The organism is Paractinoplanes rhizophilus (genome assembly GCF_042664765.1).
In the GTDB taxonomy this organism is placed as follows: domain Bacteria; phylum Actinomycetota; class Actinomycetes; order Mycobacteriales; family Micromonosporaceae; genus Actinoplanes; species Actinoplanes rhizophilus.
In genome coordinates this window covers 97330-115666 of sequence record NZ_JBHTBJ010000020.1, presented here as the reverse complement: position 1 = coordinate 115666, position 18337 = coordinate 97330, and the positions used below count along the sequence as shown (strand labels likewise).

18 protein-coding genes are annotated in these 18337 nt (G+C 72.6%); 17 read left to right on the top strand and 1 reads right to left on the bottom strand.

Annotated elements, in window-relative coordinates:
• The first annotated feature begins 110 nt into the window (after positions 1-110).
• From ACFQS1_RS24945 to ACFQS1_RS24880, 14 genes are read left to right on the top strand one after another with little or no spacing between them, the layout of a single operon-like run.
• Positions 111-443 (top strand): hypothetical protein, encoded by a 333-nt coding sequence (locus ACFQS1_RS24945; protein ID WP_378972589.1) that lies wholly within the window; start codon positions 111-113, stop codon positions 441-443.
• A 15-nt stretch (positions 444-458) separates the two neighbouring features.
• Positions 459-2099 carry a phage tail sheath family protein gene (locus ACFQS1_RS24940; protein WP_378972587.1) on the top strand — a complete coding sequence of 547 codons (1641 nt, stop codon included), beginning with the start codon at positions 459-461 and terminating at the stop codon, positions 2097-2099.
• A 12-nt stretch (positions 2100-2111) separates the two neighbouring features.
• Positions 2112-2543, top strand: a complete 432-nt coding sequence (locus tag ACFQS1_RS24935) for a phage tail protein (RefSeq protein WP_378972585.1) — start codon at positions 2112-2114, stop codon at positions 2541-2543.
• Entirely contained in the window at positions 2540-2899 is a 360-nt protein-coding gene (locus ACFQS1_RS24930) for a hypothetical protein (protein WP_378972583.1), read from the top strand. Before ACFQS1_RS24935 ends, ACFQS1_RS24930 begins: the two co-directional genes overlap by 4 nt.
• Positions 2881-3066, top strand: coding sequence for a DUF6760 family protein (locus tag ACFQS1_RS24925; RefSeq protein ID WP_378972607.1), 186 nt, complete (start codon positions 2881-2883; stop codon positions 3064-3066). The genes ACFQS1_RS24930 and ACFQS1_RS24925 overlap by 19 nt, the downstream gene beginning before the upstream one ends.
• A complete protein-coding gene (locus tag ACFQS1_RS24920) occupies positions 3059-3517 on the top strand; it encodes a phage tail protein (RefSeq protein WP_378972581.1) in 459 nt (152 codons plus the stop codon). The genes ACFQS1_RS24925 and ACFQS1_RS24920 overlap by 8 nt, the downstream gene beginning before the upstream one ends.
• Positions 3495-5840, top strand: a complete 2346-nt coding sequence (locus tag ACFQS1_RS24915; protein ID WP_378972579.1) for an eCIS core domain-containing protein — start codon at positions 3495-3497, stop codon at positions 5838-5840. The genes ACFQS1_RS24920 and ACFQS1_RS24915 overlap by 23 nt, the downstream gene beginning before the upstream one ends.
• A gap of 22 nt (positions 5841-5862) precedes the next feature.
• A complete protein-coding gene (locus tag ACFQS1_RS24910) occupies positions 5863-6540 on the top strand; it encodes a CIS tube protein (RefSeq protein WP_378972577.1) in 678 nt (225 codons plus the stop codon).
• Positions 6533-8188, top strand: coding sequence for a VgrG-related protein (locus ACFQS1_RS24905; protein ID WP_378972575.1), 1656 nt, complete (start codon positions 6533-6535; stop codon positions 8186-8188). The genes ACFQS1_RS24910 and ACFQS1_RS24905 overlap by 8 nt, the downstream gene beginning before the upstream one ends.
• A gap of 12 nt (positions 8189-8200) precedes the next feature.
• Positions 8201-8590 (top strand): PAAR domain-containing protein, encoded by a 390-nt coding sequence (locus ACFQS1_RS24900; protein ID WP_378972573.1) that lies wholly within the window; start codon positions 8201-8203, stop codon positions 8588-8590.
• 1 nt (position 8591) lies between these two features.
• Positions 8592-8999, top strand: coding sequence for a GPW/gp25 family protein (locus ACFQS1_RS24895; RefSeq protein WP_378972571.1), 408 nt, complete (start codon positions 8592-8594; stop codon positions 8997-8999).
• Positions 8996-10954: a putative baseplate assembly protein gene (locus ACFQS1_RS24890; RefSeq protein ID WP_378972569.1), complete on the top strand. Its 1959-nt coding sequence runs from the start codon at positions 8996-8998 to the stop codon at positions 10952-10954. The genes ACFQS1_RS24895 and ACFQS1_RS24890 overlap by 4 nt, the downstream gene beginning before the upstream one ends.
• Positions 10951-11511 (top strand): phage tail protein, encoded by a 561-nt coding sequence (locus ACFQS1_RS24885; RefSeq protein ID WP_378972567.1) that lies wholly within the window; start codon positions 10951-10953, stop codon positions 11509-11511. Before ACFQS1_RS24890 ends, ACFQS1_RS24885 begins: the two co-directional genes overlap by 4 nt.
• Positions 11504-12013, top strand: coding sequence for a hypothetical protein (locus tag ACFQS1_RS24880; protein WP_378972565.1), 510 nt, complete (start codon positions 11504-11506; stop codon positions 12011-12013). The genes ACFQS1_RS24885 and ACFQS1_RS24880 overlap by 8 nt, the downstream gene beginning before the upstream one ends.
• An 11-nt stretch (positions 12014-12024) precedes the next feature.
• Here ACFQS1_RS24880 and ACFQS1_RS24875 read toward each other — a convergent pair whose 3' ends face one another.
• A complete protein-coding gene (locus ACFQS1_RS24875; protein WP_378972563.1) occupies positions 12025-13251 on the bottom strand; it encodes a cation:proton antiporter domain-containing protein in 1227 nt (408 codons plus the stop codon).
• Positions 13252-13438: 187 nt separating this feature from the next.
• On the opposite strand from ACFQS1_RS24875, the gene ACFQS1_RS24870 reads away from it, so the two are divergent.
• The 3 genes from ACFQS1_RS24870 (at position 13439) to ACFQS1_RS24860 (ending at position 18324) form a co-directional block, all read left to right on the top strand.
• Positions 13439-15541 carry an NACHT N-terminal Helical domain 1-containing protein gene (locus ACFQS1_RS24870; protein WP_378972561.1) on the top strand — a complete coding sequence of 701 codons (2103 nt, stop codon included), beginning with the start codon at positions 13439-13441 and terminating at the stop codon, positions 15539-15541.
• Complete coding sequence (locus ACFQS1_RS24865; protein WP_378972559.1) at positions 15541-17865, top strand: NACHT domain-containing protein; 2325 nt, start codon at positions 15541-15543, stop codon at positions 17863-17865. The genes ACFQS1_RS24870 and ACFQS1_RS24865 overlap by 1 nt, the downstream gene beginning before the upstream one ends.
• 114 nt (positions 17866-17979) lie before the next feature.
• Positions 17980-18324: a YciI family protein gene (locus ACFQS1_RS24860; protein ID WP_378972557.1), complete on the top strand. Its 345-nt coding sequence runs from the start codon at positions 17980-17982 to the stop codon at positions 18322-18324.
• Positions 18325-18337: the final 13 nt, after the last annotated feature.

Here is an 18337-nt window from a genome sequence, read left to right as displayed (position 1 = left end):
GGCCGATCGGTGCACCTAAGGCTGCACCGCCGCCCCTTATGGCTCCGCGCATACGCGAGGCAGGCTCACCCATGGCGGCGAATCAGCGGCTTTCCAGCGGGGGTGAGGCGATGACGCGGGTCCTCATGGGGGACTTCGAGGCTCTGCACCGCCTCGGCCTCGAACAGATCCTGCGGGTCGACGGCATCGAGCTCGTCGACACCGCCGGCGACGACGTGCTCGACCGGCTCTGCCAGGCCCTGCCCGACGTGATCGTGCTCGACCTCGACAAGCGCTCGACCGGCGATCTCGTGCACGTGATAGTGCACCGGTTCCCGCGAGTCAAGGTCGTGGCCTGCTCGTCGCAGCATCCGATGATGCGCATATTTCCGCCACTCCATTACGGGGAGTTCTACGAATCCGACCTAGACCCCGCGCTGCTGACCAGCGCGGTCCAGGCCTGACAGGGGGAAGACTTCATGGCCGCGTCCTACGGAGCACCGGGCGTCTACATCGAGGAGCAACCCAGCGGCTCCATGCCGATCGAGGGGGTGGGCACCGCGGTCGCCGCGTTCGTCGGCTTCACCGAGCGCTACGACCCGGGGCAGGGCGACCCGACCGACCCCGCCGGCGTCAAACCGCAGCTCGTCACCAGCTGGCCGCAGTACGAGCGGATCTACGGCGGCTTCGTGCGCGGCGCGGTGCTGCCGCTCGCCGTGCGCGGCTTCTTCGAGAACGGCGGCGGCAAGGCGTACATCTGCCGCATCCCCACCACCGAGGGCGACGCCGCCACCGGCGGCAAGCCGACGCTCACCCTGCCCACCGCCGACAAGCCCGACACGCCGAGCATCCAGCTCTCCGCGGTCGAGCCGGGCCGCAACCTCGAGGTCGAGGTGGTCCCGCCGCCACCGCCGCAGCCGCAGGAGGGCGAGGGCGGCGGCGACGGCTCGTCGAGCAACGGCGCGGGCGAGTACACGCTGCGCGTCTACGAGGGCGGCGCGCTGCGCGAGGAGCTGGGCGGCCTGCAGTTCCAGGGCCGCAGCACCCGCACGGTGGAGAAGACCGTCAACGACCGGTCCAAGTTCGTCCGCATCGAGGTGCAGCCGTTGCAGGGCGCCTCGCTGGCCGAGCGCACCCCGGCCCCGGGCCGCTACACGCTGGAGTCCCCGCCGGTCTCGGCGAAATCGGTGACCCCGGCCGACCTGGTCGGCAGCGAGTCCGACCGCACCGGATATCAGGGCCTCGCGATCGCCGAGAACGTCACGATGGTCGCCATCCCCGACCTGGTCACGGTGGCCACCCGCGAGGACGGCTCGATCGACGAGGACATGTTCCTCGCCGCCCAGCAGCAGCTGGTCGACTTCTGCGAGGCCAGCCACAACAAGATGGCCATCCTCGACACCCCGCCCGGGCTCAACGCGACCCGCGCCCTCGAGTGGCGGGCCCGGCTCGGCCGCGACTCGGCGTTCGCCGCGCTGTACTACCCGAACGTGGTGGTCAACAACCCGCTCGCCCGCCCCGGCGCGACCAACGGCGAGCTCTACCTGACCGTGCCGACCTCGGGCCACGTGGCCGGCGTGTGGGCGCGCACCGACGCGGCCCGCGGCGTGTGGAAGGCGCCGGCCAACGAGGCCTTGCGCGGCATTGTCAGGCTGGAGAACAACGTGACCAGCGGCGAGCAGGATCTGCTGAACCCCGACGGGGTCAACTGCATCCGCGCGTTCGGCACCTACGGCACCAAGATCTGGGGCGCGCGCACGCTCGCCAAGACCGACCCCAGCTGGCGCTACATCAACGTCCGGCGGCTGTTCAACTTCGTCGAGGAGTCGATCCAGCGCGGCACCCAGTGGGCGGTGTTCGAGCCCAACGACTTCGATCTCTGGCAGCGGGTCAAGCGGAACATCACCTCGTTCCTGCGCGGCCTCTGGATGCAGGGGGCGCTGGTCGGCGCGACCCCCGAGCAGGCGTTCTACGTGCTCTGCGACGAGAGCAACAACCCGGCGTCCTCGGTGGACGAGGGCAAGCTCATCGTCGAGATCGGCATCGCGCCGGTCAAGCCGGCCGAGTTCGTGATCTTCCGGATCAGTCAGTGGCAGGGCGGCGGGGCCGCAAGCGAGTAAGAGGAGAGTTCCGTGCCTGATTTGATGGCGACCTTCAACTTCGTCCTCGAGATCGGCGGAGTGGAGATGGCGAGCTTCCGCAAGTGCTCGGGCGTCGAGTCGGAGACCGAGACGATCGAGTACAAGGAGGCCACCAAGGAAGGAAAGATGATCATCCGGAAGATGCCGGGTGCGATGAAGTGGAGCGACATCACCCTGGAGCGCCGGATCGACGAGTCCAAGGCGCTGTGGGAGTGGCGCAAGCAGGTCGAGGACGGCGACATCGACTCGGCCCGCCGGGACGGCTCGATCGTCATCAAGGACTCGATGAAGGCCGAGGTGGCCCGCTGGAACTTCGAGCGCGGCTGGGTCTCCAAGTGGACCGGCGCCGAGCTCGACGCGGGGGCCAACGAGGTCGCCACGGAAAAGGTCGTCATCACGCACGAGGGGCTCCACCGGGCATGAGCGGGTTGCAGACCGAGTTCCCCTTCACCCTGCCCAAGGGGTACGTCGACGACGACGGCACCTTGCACAAGACCGGCATCATGAGGCTGGCCTGCGCGCGCGACGAGATCGAGCCGCTGCGCGACGGCCGGGTGAAGGAGAACGAGGCGTACGCGACCGTGATCGTGCTCGCCCGGGTGGTGACCCAGCTCGGCACCGTCTCGCGGGTCACCACCAAGACGATCGAGTCGCTGTTCGTCTCCGACTTCTCGTATCTCCAGGACCTCTACCGCATCGTCAACTTCCAGGACCCGAGCATCCTCGACACGCTGGAGCCCGGCACCCCTTTCCCGCAGGCATCGGTGGAGGTGGGCTAGGGCACTACGCGCACGACGAGATCTGGCAGGAGATCGCCTTCCTGGCGTACCACCTGCACTGGGATCTCGACCGGCTGCTCGACCTGGAACACGGCGACCGGATCCGCCTCCTGCGGGAGGTGGGCGGCCTCAACGAACGCGCATGGCAAGGAGTGACGGGTGGCTGACGCGCACACGATCGATCCGCCCTTCGTCGGCAAGTTCATCTTCAAGATCGGCGAGCTGCAGATCGGCGCCTTCACCGAGGTGACCGGTCTCGCCGTGTCGCTCGACGTGGAGGAGCTGCCGGAGGGCGGTCAGAACGCGTACACGCACAAGCTGCTCGGCCGCATGCGCTGGCCGAACATCGTGCTCAAGCGCGGCCTGACCGACTCGGACGCGCTGTTCACCTGGCTGCTGAAGTTCTCCGGCAACGGCTTCAGCAAGGCGGAGAACAAGGTCACGCCCGAGACCGGCTCGATCAGCGTCCTGAACGCGGCCGGCAAGCCGTTCCGCACCTGGTCGCTGACCGACGTCAAGCCGGTGAAGTGGACCGGCCCGCGCCTGGCCGCGTCCTCGCGGGACCTGGCGATCGAGGAGCTGGAGGTGTGCCACAGTGGCTTCACGGTCGCGACCTGACCGGCCCCGCCCGCTGGTGCGGGCCGCCCGCTTCGTCGCCCGCCTCCTGCCCCGGTCCCTGCGGCCGGGGCTGCCCGGTTCCACCCGGCCGGGTTTCGCCCAGCCCGGTTCCGTGCCGCCGGGCGCCGCCCAGCGGGGGAGCGGCCCGGCGGTCGGCGCCGACGTGACCGAGGGCCTGCGCGTGCGGGCGCCGTGGTCGCTCGTGCGGTGGTACCGCTCGCTCGTGTCGCACCCGGCCGATGCGCCCGCCGCACGGCCGGGGCACGGCCCGGCCGGACCCGAGCGCGGCCCAGGAAGTCATGGTCCGGACGGTCCCGCTCCGGACCGTCATTCTCCGGGGCGTCTGGTCCTCGGCGGGCGACCGTCGGCTATCGGCTCGCCGGCGCGGTCCTTGGGCTCGCCCGCCCGCTCGCTCCGGGCGGCCCGTGCGCCGCTGACGTCCCGCGGCTCGCTGGTCGGCGCGCCGCCCGGCGGCCCCGACGTGCGCCCCGGGCACGAGCTGGCCATGGCGCCGGGCATCCGGGCGCTGGCCGCGAGCGGAAACCCGGGTGGGAGCGGGATTCCGGCGCCCGGTGTCACCTCGATGGCCTCCGGGACACGCGATCGCGACGGTCACGTGACGGCCTCGGACGGGCACGGCCAGATGCGGCGCGACGTGGCGGCGAGCTCGCCCGATGCCGCTGCCCCCGGGTTGACCGGCATCTCCGGGACCGGCATCGTGTCGCGTGCCGACGCCGCGACCGGACCGACCGTCCACGGCGACGGCCTGCTCGGCATGGTCGGGTTCGGACCGGGCGGCTACGGCTTCGCGTCCCTCGCCGGCGGCCTCCTTCGCACGCCGGCCGGCTCGGCGTCGTCGGGTCCGGTTTCGTCCGGGCCGATCTCGTCCGCCCCGTCGTCCTCGCCGGCCTCGTCGTCTTCGCGGGTCTCGTCCTCGCGGTTGTCGTCCTCGCGCGTCTCGGCGTCTTCGCCGTCCGCGATCGGAACGGCCGCCGGGACAGGTTCGGCGGTCGACGGCCTCGCGCCGGGTCGCCTCGCGCGCCGCGTCCGGGTGGGCCACCACACCCCGGGCGACCTCGACGCCCACCCCGCGTCGCACGGTCCCGGCGCTCGGCACGGCGAGCCGCTCGCCGGACAACCGGCCGCCGGGCCGACCGTCAGCGACCCGGACGGCGCCGCGGGGCTTCGCGTTCTCGGCGCGGCCTCGCTCCCGCCCGGCAGCGTCCCCGATCCGGTCGGCGCCGTCACCGTCGGCCCGGCGGTGGGATCCTCCACTCACGCCGGGGCGGGGAGTTCGCCGGCCGCTGCGGTGCTGGGCCGCACGCCGCGGGAGCGCTGGGAGGCCGCCGTGGCGGCGCGGCCGCTGGAGGCGCCCCGGGAGCTGCCGGCCGCCTTCCACGCGATGGCCTCGGCGATCACCGGGCGGGCGCGTCCGCCGCTGTTCACCACCGGGCCCAACACCCGGCATGCGCTGGCCGCGGCCGGGGCCCTGGGGGCGACCACCGGCACCACCGTGCACCTGCCGGCCGTGCCGGCCTCCGGGCCCGAGGTGTCGGCGGTTCTCGCGCACGAGCTCACCCACACCAAGAGCCCGGTGCGACGGCCCCGGTTCCTGCTCGGCGGGCTGTCGGGCCTGCTCGACGACGACGAGCGCCAGGCCCTCGCGGCCGGCCGCGAGCGGCTGTCGTCACTCACGCAGGGCGCGTCGGGGCTGGCGTCGTCGATCGGGCAGGGCGCGTCGGGGCTGGCGTCGTCGATCGGGCAGGGCGCGTCGGGGCTGGCGTCGTCGATCGGGCAGGGCGCCTCGGGCCTCGCGTCGTCGCTGGGGCAGGGCGCGTCGGGGCTGGCGTCGTCGGCGCTGAGCCAGGCGTCGAGCGCCGGCGCGGGCATCGTCGACTCGCTCCCGGTGGGCGGGGGCGGGATGGGCGCGGTCAGCGAGGTGGCCACCCGCGCCGCGCGGGCGGCCGTCATCGAGGCGGCGGGCAGCCCGATGGGAAGCGCCTTCTCCGGCCTGGCGGGCTCGGCGGCGGATGCGTTCTCGGGGCTGCCGGGCGCGGCCGGCAACGCCATGTCCGGCCTGCGCGGCGCCGCGGGCGACGCGATGTCGGATTTGCAGGGCGCGGCGGGCGACGCGATCGAGGGCGTGGCTTCCGCCGTGAGCGACGCGGCCGGCGGCGTCAGCAACGTCGTCGGCGGCCTGGCCGGCGGGGGAGCGGCGGGCGCGGGCAAGCCGCTGGACCCGGACCAGGTGGTCGAGATCGTCGAGCGCCGTCTGCTGCGCGAGATCGAGCGCCGCGGCGGCCGATGGGCGGGGATGTTCTGATGCGAGCGAGGCGGGGATTCTGATGGCACAGCCGACCGCGCCGGCCAAGGCGGAGCTGCGGACCGAGAACAACGAAGTGATTCCGCTGCTGTTCAATCCGGCCGAGCTGACCATCACCAAGTCGGCCTCGTGGAACGCGGCCGAGAGCAAGGGCAACAACGCGCCGCTGCTGAAGTTCTCGGCGGGGCAGCCGGGCACGCTTGCGCTGAGCATCACCCTGGACACGACCGACAAGGGGACCAGCGTCACCGAGCACACCGACAAGCTGCTCAAGCTGGTGTCCGTCGACCCGAAGCTGCCGGGGTCCGACAAGTCCCGCAACAAGGCGCGGCCGCCGTGGGTGACGTTCCACTGGGGACCGTTGCACTCGTTCAAGGCCGTGGTCGAGCGGCTCACGCTGAAGTTCACCTACTTCGCGGCGGACGGGATGCCGTTGCGGGCCAAGGCCGACCTGTCGCTCAAGCAGTACGAGGACGAGGCGATCAAGCCGCTGCAGAACCCGACCTCGCACACGCCCTCGCTGCAGACCGTGCACCGGCTCGGCCACGGCGAGACGCTCGACCGGCTGGCGGCGCAGCACTACGCCGACTCGACGCGGTGGCGGCTGATCGCCGAGGCCAACAACGTGGTCGACCCGCTCGCGGTGCCGGCCGGCACGCTGCTGATCATCCCCGAGCTGCCGGTGCGCCGCCGTGGCTGAACAGAAGCGGCGGCTCGACGGTGTCGTGCTCACGTTCGACGGCAAGCCCCTCGCCCCCGAGACGTACCCGCAGGTGGCGCTCGTGCGGGTGGAGGAGTCGGTGCTGCTGCCGGACTACTTCGCGATCCACTTCGACGACGCGCACTTCGAGCTGTTCGACAAGGGACAGTTCACCATCGGCACCCGGGTGGAGATCGCGTTCCGGGCCGAGGGCGACCCGGTGGTGGTGACCACGGGCGAGGTGACCGCGATCAGCGTCGAGCCGGGCGCCTCGGGCCGGCACGAGCTGGTCCTCACCGGCTTCGACCTGACCCACCGGCTGGCCCGGGTGGCGAAGTCGCGCAGCTTCCAGCGGGTCACCGACGCCGACATCGCCACCCGCATCGCCGGCGAGTACGGCCTGGACGCCGAGGTCGACGCGACCGGCGCCACCCACGACTACGTGCTGCAGGCCGGCGAGACCGACTACGCGTTCCTGCGCCGGCGCGCGGCCCGGATCGGCTTCGACGTGTGGGTCAGCGAGAAGAAGTTCTACTTCAAGAAGGCCGCCCGCTCGACCGCCACCCCGCCGAAGCTGACCTACGGCAAGAACCTGTCCCGGTTCAGCGTCCGCTTCTCGGCCGCCGAGCGCAGCGACGAGGTGGAGATCCGGGGCTGGGACAACCTCGGCAAGGAGGCGATCACCGGCCGCTCGGAGACCCTCGACCCGGGCACCGACGCGCCGGCCGCGCAGGAGCTCACCGACGCGGCCAAGCGGGCGTTCGGGCGGGTGAAGCGCAACGCCGGCCAGTTCCCGGTGACCGACCAGGCCGAGGCGGACGCGCTGGCCGGGTCGCTGCTGCTGCGCGCCTCCGGCGAGGAGGTGGTGCTGCGCGGCGAGGCGACCGGCGACCCGCTGATCGGGGCCGGCGCCAAGGTGAGCATCGAGGGCATCGGCTCCCGGATGACCGGCAAGTACCGGGTCACCGGGGTGGAGCACTCGTACGGCGCGACCCGGCCGTACCTGACCCGCTTCGTCTGCGGCGGCAAGGAGCCGGCCGGCCTGGCCGATCTGACCGGGGGTGGGGGCGCCGTCGCGACCGAGAAGCGGGGCTGGTCCGGCCTCGTGGTCGGGGTCGTCACCAACAACGACGATCCGGAGAAGCTGGGCCGCGTACGCGTCAAATTCCCCACCCTCTCGCAGGACGACGAGAGCGCGTGGTCGCGGGTCGCCACCCCGGGCGGCGGCAAGCAGCGCGGCCTGCAGTGGATCCCGGAGGTCGACGACGAGGTCCTGGTCGGCTTCGAGCTCGACGACACGACCCGCCCGGTGGTCCTGGGCGGCCTGTGGAACCGCAAGGACAATCCGCCCGACCCGGGCGCGATCGCCGGGGGCGTGGTCAAGCAGCGGATGCTGGTGTCCCGCAAGGACTCGCGGCTGGTCTTCGACGACGAGAAGCCGCAGATCGAGCTGCTGCTCGGCGGCACGCCCTGTGCGATAAAACTGGAAAAATCCGAATCGTCCGTCACGGGCGATCAGAAGCTCGTCATCACCGCGACGAACATCGAGATCAAGGCGACGTCCAAATTGTCGCTGAACGGCGCCCAGATCGAGATCACCGCCTCCGGCCCGCTGACCACGTCCGGCAAGCCGATCAAGCTCAACTGAAGGGAGGGGACCATGCCGCAGCCGGCCGCACGCCAGAACGACCCGGTCACCGGGACCGACATCCACATCCTCATGGTCCCGTCACCGGGCGGCCCGGTGCCCACGCCCACCCCGCTGCCGTACGCGGGGCAGCTGACGCTCCAGCTCTCCACCGACGTGCTGATCAACGGGCGGCCGGCCGCGACCCAGGGCAGTAAGTCCACCCAGACGCCGCACATCCCGCCGTTCCCGTTCCAGCGGCCGCCCACCAACCAGGGCGCGGTGCTCATCGGCTCGCCGACCGTGCTGGTCAACGGCAAGCCGCTGGCCCGGCTCGGCGACCAGGTGGCGACCTGCAACGACCCGGTCGACGCCCCGACCAGCGTGATCAGCGCCGGCTCACCCGACGTGCTGGTGGCGTGACATGGCGAGCGACGACTTCATCGGCAACGGCTGGGCGTTCCCGGCCGCGATCAACCGCAACGGCAGCGTCCGGCTGGTCACCGGGACCGAGGAGGTGGACGCGGCGATCCGGATGATCCTGTCGACCGTGCCGGGCGAGCGGGTCATGCGCCCCGACTTCGGCTGCGCCATGTGGCAGATGCTGTTCGCGCCGCTGACCTCGGGCACGCTCGGCCTGATCGAGCAGTACGTCCGGGAGTCCCTCGAGCGCTGGGAGCCGCGGATCGAGCTGGAGAGCGTCCACGCCGTCGGCGAGCAGGAGACGGGGACGGTGCACATCACCGTCGCCTATCGCATGAGGTCGACCAACGACGTACGAAATCTGGTTTTCCCGTTCTATACGATTCCCACCGAGGAGCCGGCGCCATGAGTCTCCCCGCCCCCGATTTGGACGACCGGCGGTTCCAGGACATCGTCGACGAGGCCAAACGGCGCATCAACCGGCTCTGCCCGGACTGGACCGACCACAACGTCTCCGACCCCGGCGTCGCGCTGATCGAGCTGTTCGCCTGGATGACCGAGATGACGCTGTACCGGCTCAACCAGGTGCCCGACCGGCTCTACATCAAGTTCCTCGAGCTGGTCGGCGTCGAGCTGTTCTCGGCCGTGCCGGCCCGCGCCGACCTGCTGTTCCGGCTGACCGCGCCGCGCGACGAGGTGGTGCGCGTCCCGGCCGGCACCCAGGTCAGCACCGAGCGGCGCGACGACGAGGCCCCGATCGTCTTCCTCACCGACGCCGAGCTGCAGGTCACCCCGCCGGCCCTGGTCGCGTGCCTGACCCACACCGGCGACCGGTACGCCGACCACTGGGAGGAGCTGCGCCGCGAGGCCGCCACCGTGCAGCTGTTCCCGACCCTGCTGCCGGACGAGGCCGTCTACTTCGGACTTCAGGACTCGGCCGCCGGCAACCTGCTGCGGCTCGACGTCACCACCGGTCCGGAGGGCGCCGGAGTCGACCCGCGCCGGCCGCCGCGCGTCTGGGAGGCCTGGGACGGGCAGGCCTGGAAGGACGTGCGGATCCTCGACGACACCAGCGCCGGCTTCAACAGCACCGGCGAGGTGACGCTGCTGCTGCCGATGCGGCACGAGGCCCTCGCGATCGGCTCCCGCCGCGCGTACTGGCTGCGCTGCCGGCTGATCCAGGCGGCCGAGGGCCAGCCCGAGTACACCAACCCGCCGATCCTCGAGCAGCTGTCCGCGGTCGCGCTCGGCGGCGCGGTCTCCGCGCACCACGCCGAGCCGGCCCCGGCCGAGCTGCTCGGCACCAGCAACGGCCGGCCCGGCCAGGTGTTCCAGGTGCGCCGCATCCCGGTGCTGCCGCGCCGCTTCGACGAGACCGTCCGGGTGGTGCTGCCCCGCCACGAGCGCACCGGCGAGCCCGAGGAGCAGGAGTGGACCGAGGTGGCCGACCTGGCCGACGCCGAGGCGGACGACCGCGTCTTCACCTGGTCGGGCGCCACCGGCGAGGTGCGCTTCGGGCCGCGGGTGCTCGACCGCGAGGGCCGGGTCTGGCAGCATGGCGCGATCCCGCCGATCGACTCGCAGATCTACGTCACCGGCTACCGCTTCGGCGGCGGCCGGCGCGGCAACGTGCCGGCCGACCGGCTGACCATCCTGCACACCTCGATCCCGTTCGTGGCCTCGGTGACCAACCTCGACCCGTCGACCGGCGGCGTCGACGCCGAGACCGTCGAGAACGCCAAGGTGCGCGGCCCGATGCTGCTGCGCGGCGGCCGGCGCGCGGTGACGGCCGAGGACGTCGAGCGGCTCACCCTGGACGCCGCGCCGAGCGTCGCGCGGGCCCGCTGCCTGCCGCCGGCCAATCCGTCCGAGCCGGCCCGGCTGCTGGTCGTGCCCCGCGTGGACGTCGCGCCGGAGAACCTCGTACTCGATGATCTTGCTCTGTCCGACGAGCTGGAGGAGCAGATCAAGGCCTATCTCGAGCCCCGCCGCCTGCTGACGATGCGCTTGCGCATCGACACCCCGCGATACCAGGGGGTCAAGGTGGTCGCGGAGGTGCGGGCCGCGCCGGGAGTGCGCACCGAGACCGTCCGCGAGCGGGCCGAGCGCGCCCTTTACGAATACCTCAACCCGCTCACCGGCGGGCCCAGCGGCCAGGGCTGGCCGTTCGACACCGACCTGCGGCTCGGCGACGTCTACGGCGTGCTGCACGGCTCGTTCGGCGTGCAGGGCGTCGAGGCCGTGCACTTCTTCTCGGCCGATCTGCGGCGCAAGCGCACCCTCGATCAGGTCGAGCAGCGGCTGCGCCTGCTGCCGGAGTCGTTGTTCATGTCCTATGAGCACCGGGTGGTGGTGCAGCAGTGACCGCGCGCGCCGGTTGGCTGGCCGAGCAGCTGCCCCGGGTGATGGGCAACGACCCGGTGCTGCGCGACTTCGTCGCGGCTTTCGAGCAGGTGCACGACACCGTACGCGAACGCATAGACGCCATCGAATACCAGGTCGACACCGGCCTGGCGAGTCCCGAGATGCTGGCCTTCCTCGGCTCGTGGCTCGGGGTGATGCTGGAGCCGACCGACCCCGCCGACTACCGCCGCTCGCTGGTCCGCGAGGTGGGCAAGCTGCTCGGCTGGCGCGGCACCCGGTTCGGCGTCGAGGCGCTGCTGCAGGCCGCCACCGGCGCCCGGGTCACGGTGACCGACGCGGGCGGCGTGTACGGCAGCAACGACAAGGTGCCGCCGCCCGACGCGGTGGTGGTGGTCCAGATGGACCACACCGGGCACCTCACCGAGAAGCAGGTGCTGGGCTTCCTGCAGAGCGAGCTGCCGCTCGGCGCCAAGGTCCAGCTGGACGTCCGCTTCCAGCCGCAGCCGGCCCGCGGCCGGGCCCGCCCACCGGAGCCATCGGGAGACAACGATGCCTGAGACGTACGGGTCGGTGCGCCAGCTGCCCTGCCCCGACTGCGGCAACCCGGTGCATCCCGACCGGGAGCAGCTCTGCCCGAACTGCGGTTACCCGCTGATGTTCCTGCGCAAGGGCGGCGGCGCCGACGACGCCCAGGCCCAGGCGGTCCCGCGCAGCCCCCGCGGCGACGCCACCGACCTGCGGGTGATGCCGCAGCCGGTGCCGCAGCCGCGCACCGACACCCGCCAGTTCCAGCCGGGCAGCTACGGCGCGCCGCGCGGCCAGCTGCAGTGCCGCAACTGCGGCTACCCCAACGAGGCGGCCCGCATCCGCTGCGAGCGCTGCGGCTTCGAGCTGAAGCCGGCCCGGCCGCAGGCCCGGCAGCTCGGCCCGGTCGCGTATCAGCAGGCGCCGGCGGGCCGAGGCTTCAGCTGGGGCTGGCTGATCGTCGTCCTGATCGTCCTCGCGGTGCTCGCGCTGCTGGCCCTCGTCGCCGCCGTGGTGTGGGTCTACGTCCTCTGACGGCGGCGTTCTCACCTCGTCAGCTTGCGCACCGCGGGGTGGTCGCCGGCGGTTTCCGTGCCGTACATCCGGGCGAACGGCTTGCCGGTCAGGCCGTGCGCGAAGACGCTCAGCAGCACGGTCAGGCCGATGACCGCCACCGCCTGGCCGGCGGCGGCACCGGCGATCTCCTCCAGCGCCAGCATCGCGAAGATGACCGAGGCCAGGCCGCGCGGGCCGAACCAGCCGACGAACGCCACGGTCGGCGCGCGCAGCCCCGACCCGATCAGGACCAGCGCGACCGGCAGCATCCGGATCACGGTGAGGCTCAGCAGCGCGTACGCGAGCGTCCGCCAGCCGGCCTGACCGGCGACGACCGGGACGGCCACCGCGCCGAACAGCAGCCAGGTCAGCAGCGACACCAGGCCGGCGGTCTGCTCGACGTAGAAGACCTCGCGGGCCCCGCCGCGGCCGGCGGCATGGCCGAACGCCAGCCCGGCGACGAACGCGGCGACGAAGCCGTTGCCGTCCAGCCAGAGCGTGCCCGCGTACACGGCGAGGGCCAGGGCCAGCACGCCGGGCCCGGCGAAGTCCGCCGACGCCCAGCCGCGCCGCCGGGCCGTCCGCATCGCGTACCCGCCGGCCAGCCCGGCCCCGATGCCCACCCCGGCGCCGATCGCCAGGTCGATCAGCGCGGCGCCCGGCGTCGCCGCGCCGTGCGCGCCCGCCGCCGCGCCGGCGATCGCCACCGCCACCACCGGCGTGGCGATGCCGTCGTTGAGCCCGCTCTCCACGTTCAGCACCCGCCGCACCCGCGGCGGCACCGCCGGGTCGGTCATCACCGCCGCGCCCAGCGCCGCGTCGGTCGGCGCGAGCGCGGCCCCCACCAGCAGGGCGAGCCAGACGCCGAGGCCGTCGAAGAGCCACGCCGCCAGCCCGGTGCCCAGCGCGATGGTCAGCGGCAGGCCGAGGCCGAGGAGCCGCCCGTACAGGCCCAGATCGGAGCGCAGCTCCCGCAGCCCGACCCGGGACGCGTCCGCGAACAGCACCCAGACCAGCGTCACCTCGGCCAGCACCTTGACCGTCCCGCCCAGGCCGCCGCCCGGCTCGGCGAGATCGAGATCCGCGGCGGCGGAGAGCGCCACCCCGACGAGGACGAACACGATGGGCGCGGTCAGATCGGCCCGGCTGAGCCGCGCCGAGAACAGCGCCCAGGCGAACACGACCAGCGTGCTCACCGTCAGGACCAGGACGTCCACGCCTTCCGATGCTCGGGCCCGGCCGGCGTCTTGTCGTCATCCAGCGCGCATGACCGGGAGCGGCCTGCCGAGCGTCCGGTCGTGGGCCGGCCCATCGTCGTCCTGATCGTCCTCGCGGTACTCTCCCTGCTGACCCGTGCCGCTGCCCGGGCATGGGTCCACGTGCTCGGAAAGGACTTCGCCACCAGTGAGCCGGGTCAGCCGAGAAACCAAGCTGCGGCTGGCGGATGTGCTGGTGAAGGCCGTCGGCGCCCTGTTGCCCGGCCCGGGTGGCACGCTCGCGGGCGAGCTGGGCGCCTGGGCGCTGGAAAAGAAGACCGGCGCCGACCCCGCGAAGGAACTGGCGATCCAGATCGAGGAGGCGGTCGGCGGCCTCACCAAGAAGGTCGCGCGCGGCGTGGAGAGGTCCTTTCCGGACGACGACGTCGACCGCGCCGCCGAGATGGTCGTCGCGACCTTCGAGTCCGTCGAGCTCGACCCCGGTAGCCTGGCCGACATCGGCCTGTCCGCCCAGCGGCTGACCGGCATCTACCTGGCCGCCGCGCCGGCCGGACTGGAGGACGACCTCGGAGAGGCGGCCGGCGCCTACCGCCGGCTGGTCGCGGAGATCTGCCATCGCCTGGAACGGCTGTTCCTGGACAACGCGTACCTGCACGGCCGGATCCTGCAGTTCATCCTGGAGCGCCGCCGCGGCGAGGACGTCCGCCTCTTCACCCGCAAGACCGAGTGGGACGACGACGAGTTCACCTGGGACTACCGCTTCGAGGCCCGCGAGCTCATGCCGGCGGTGCGGGCGACGAGCCCGAGCGGAGCCGAGATCGAGCTCTCGGTCGACGCCGTCTTCCAGGAGCCGCGCGCCGAGGTCGACGGCGCGGCCGGGCAGCTGTTCGAGCTGCTCGCCGCGGGCCGGGGCTGGATCGTCCGGGGCGCGGCCGGCTCGGGGCGCACCTTCCTGCTGAGGTACGTGGCGCTCCAGGCGCTCGCGGGTGGCCTGCCGGTCGAGCAGTGGCGCTCGAAGGTGCCGCTCTACTTCGACCTGACCGGGGACGTCGAGCCGGTGCCGGCCGGTGCCCTGGCCGGGCTGGACGGCCGCCTCGCGAGCCGCGCCCCGGCCGGGTGGGAGGAGCGCCTGATCCAGCGCGGCCAGATGCTCCTGCTGCTCGACAACGCCAACCCCGCAGACAAGAGGGTCATGCGTCTGATCGGCGACGCGATGGCGGCCGGCTGCGTCGTGGTCGTCAACGCCCGGTCGGCCGTGCCCGCGGCGGCCCGCGCCGCGCTCGGGCTGCGCGAGATGCGGCTGCTGGAGCTGTCGCCCCCCGAGGTCGATCGCTTCGTGCTGCGCTGGCACGAGGCGGTGGCCGAGGAGTGCGCGACCGAGACGGAGCGCGACGACGTCCGCAAGGCCCGCCGCGAGCTGTTGATGGCCATCGGCCGGTGCTCGGACATCCGCCGCCTGTGCGCGGGGCCGAACTTCCTGGCCGCGCTGTGCCGCACCCTCCTCGGCAGCGGGTTCACCCTTCCCGACGACCGGAAGATCCTGGTCAGGCAGGTGCTCGAAGCGGCGAGCGACGCCGGGCCGCTCGCCGACGGCGACTGGGAGGATCTGCTCGAGCTGGCGCACCACTCGGCGGAGAACGACGAGGAGTTCACCCCGGCGCAGGCCGCGACGTGGCTGGGCCGTACGCCGCCCGTCGACGAGCTGGTCGATCGGCACCGGATGCTCCGCCGCTGCGACGACGGGCGGTTGGCCTTCGTCCGGGACGCGGTCCGTGCCACCCTCGCGGCCCAGTTCCGTGCGGACCGCGAGTTCGTCGGCCAGCTCGCCCATTGGGCGGCGACCGCGGAGAAGCGCGACGCCGTGGTGGCCGCGGCCGCCTTCCTGCCCCAGCCGGCCGCCGACGACCTGCTGGGCCGGCTGGTCAAGCACGGCCGGTCCGAGGTGGCGCGGGTCGTGCTGCACGTGATGCCCCAGGTCGAGCGCGATCTGCGGAACTCGATCCGGGCGGCGACGGCGGACCTGCTACCGCCGGCTTCCCCGGAACAGGTCGACCGCGTCGTGGCGGTCGGGAAGGCCGCGCTCGATCCGCTCACGCAGCAGGAGCCGGCCGGAACGGGCACGGCCGCCGCCGTGCTGGCCCTGGCCGGGCGGGAAGATCTCGCCGCGCTGGCGACCGTCGCCGCCCGGGCCGACGCGGCGGCGCGGCAGTTGATCCGTCAGGCGTGGGATGATCACCCGGATAAGGCGGCCCTGGACGAAATGATCGCAAATCGAGAGGAGCAGAGCTGATGGACGTGGCGCCCGTCGTAGCGCTCGGCTCCAACGTCATCCGCGTGGCCATGGAGTTCTGGCTGCGGCGCCAGAAGAGCCGGAGCGAGCCGCTCGACCACTTCCTCGACACCGAGGTCGCCGATCCCCTGGACCGGCGCCGCCTGACCCGGCGGCTGGAATCGCTCACCGACACCGTCATCGCCGGTCTCTCCGCCGACGCCGGTTACGAGCAGCTCGACGAGGAATCCCGCACGCGGGTCGTCAACGCCGTGCGGTCCGCCCTCGAGCAGGCGTCGTTGTCGCCCGCCGACCTCATGGGGCCCGGGGGCATGGAGCAGGATCGGCTGCTGGCGATCATCAAGGAGCGCTCCCACGTCAGCCTCGTCCTCGAGGCCGAGCAACGGGTGTACGAAGTGCTCCTGGCGAAGACCGTCGCGGTGCTGCTGACGGTCGTGTCCGTGCTTCCCGAGTCCAGCCCCTACGTCGTGGCCGAGCTGCTGCGCAACGGCGACGAGATCGACGGCACGCTGCGCGCCCGGCTCAGCGAGCTGCCGGCCGCCGGGGGCGGCGACGACTCGTACCGGCTGGCGCTGGTCACCGGCCTCGACCAGGCCGAGATCGTCGGCTTCACGTTGCCCGCCGCGCTGCGCCGGTTCTCGCTGAGCCGCACCTACAGCCGGCCACGGGTCACCGTCGAGGGCGAGGACATGCCGGTCGAGTGGGCCCTCGCCGACTTCCCCCGGCTCTATCTCAACGGTCCGGCGGGGTCCGGAAAGACGGCGCTGCTGCGCTGGCTCGCCGTCGACGGCGCGCGCAAGTCCCTCGACGGCCTCCTGCAGAAGCACAACGAGCTGCTCCCGGTCTACCTGCCGGGCAGCCGCCTCGGCGCGGCCCCGGAGGAGGAGCCGCGCTCGGTCACCGACTTCGTCCTGCAGTACGCCCGCCCGTCGCTGCGGGAGAGCATCACCAACGACACGCTCGATCGCCGCGCCGCGCTCGGCGAGGTCATCTTCCTGTTGGACGGCCTGGACGAGTTCGGCCAGAAGCAGCTGCCGCGGATCCGGCACTGGCTGACCCAGCTCGTGCAGCGCTATCCGAAGTGCCGGCTGGTGGTCTCCTCCCGGCAGGCCGTGATCGACCCGGCCGTGCTGACCGACCTCGGCTTCGCCGTCGCCTCGCTGAATCAGCTCGACGACGCGGGCGTGGCCGATCTCGCCACCCGGTGGTTCGCCACGGTCGGCCCGGTGGTGCCCGAACGCGTCGGCGACCGGACAGCGGTCCAGCTCGGCCGGGAGGTCGTCCGGGTGGTCCGCAGCAGCCCGCAGTTGCGTGAGCTCGCCACCAGCCCGCTGATGTGCACGCTGATCTGCGGCGTCTACCTCGATCGCGGCTTGGAGTGGCTCCAGGGATCCGACATCTACGCGGCCTTCGTCGAGATGATGATCGAGCGGCGGGATGTCGAGCGGGGTCTCGGCCGGGACCGGCTGCCCCGGTCGCTGGCCTCCATCTTCCTGGAGGACCTCGCCGGACACATGGTGGGCAACGGATGGACCGAGCTTCCGGACGACCGGGTGCTGGACCGTCTCGAGCACACCCGGTCCACCCTCACCAAGCCGGCGCCGCACCCGCGCGAGGTCCTCGATTCCCTGCTGGTGGAGAGCGGCGTCCTGGTCGAACCGGAGCGGGGCCGGATCCGCTTCCTGCACCTGACCTTCCAGGAATACCTCGCGGCTCAGCACTTCCTGCACAACGACGACATCGAACTGATGGTGGAACGGGCGCACGAGCTGCTCTGGCGCGCGACCCTGGTGATGGCCGTGGGCCAGGCCCGGCATCGTCAGGGCGACCGCATCGTCAGGGCCCTGGCCGATCGGGCCGAGCGGGACGTGCCCCGGCGCGCCACGCTGGTCGGCGTGCTCGAAGAATGCGTCCGCAGCGCCCACCGGCTTGATCCCGCGCTGCGCGATCGGGTGGACGACCTCCGCCGCCGGCTGGCGTACGAGGCCGACACGGACGGCGAACGCTGGGAGCTCTGGCTGAGCACGGCGGACCGGGCGGTTTCCGAGAGCCTGACGTCCTGGCTGCTGCGCGAGCCGGCCCTCCGGCGCGAGGGTGGGCTCGTGTTCGCGGAGGGCCGGCTCGGTCCTGACCGCCCGGTCCCGTCCGGCATGGTGTTCTGCCTGTCGCTGGCCGCCCGGGGCCCGATCCTGATCGGCGCCCTGGTGAACGCGGTGGCGGCGTGGCAGGGCTCGCGCCCGAGCCGGGATCGGGTGGAGCTCGCCCTGGTGGTTCCCGAGGCCGGCCTCACGATCCGGATCTCGCCGGAGCGCCTGCCGCATTGATCCGCGTATCCGGATGGCCCGAGATTTCCGGCCGGCGGCTGTCGGATCGGCCGGGCGCCGTTCGTAGCGTAGGTGGAGCCGGACAGCGGGTCCGGCCGAGCAGAGGGAGCGACCATGCCCAAGTACCTCATCTACTTCAACCAGCAGTGGGTGGGTGACCACACCGAGGAGTGGTTCCGCGGGCGCGGGCCGCTCTCCCGCGCGGTCATCGAGGAGATCAAGGCCGCCGGGGCGTACGTCTTCGCCGGTGGCCTTGAGGAAGAGGACGGGCCGGTCTTCAGCGCGGACGCCACGAGCGGCTCGGTGTTGTTCAGCGACGGGCCGTACGTCGAGACGAAGGAGTTCCTGGGCGGGCTGACCATCGTCGACGTGCCCGACGAGGAGACCGCCCGGATGTGGGCCGGCAAGATCGCGGTGGCGTGCGGCTGGCCGCAGGAGGTCCGCCGGTTCAAGCCCTGACGCTTGCCACGGC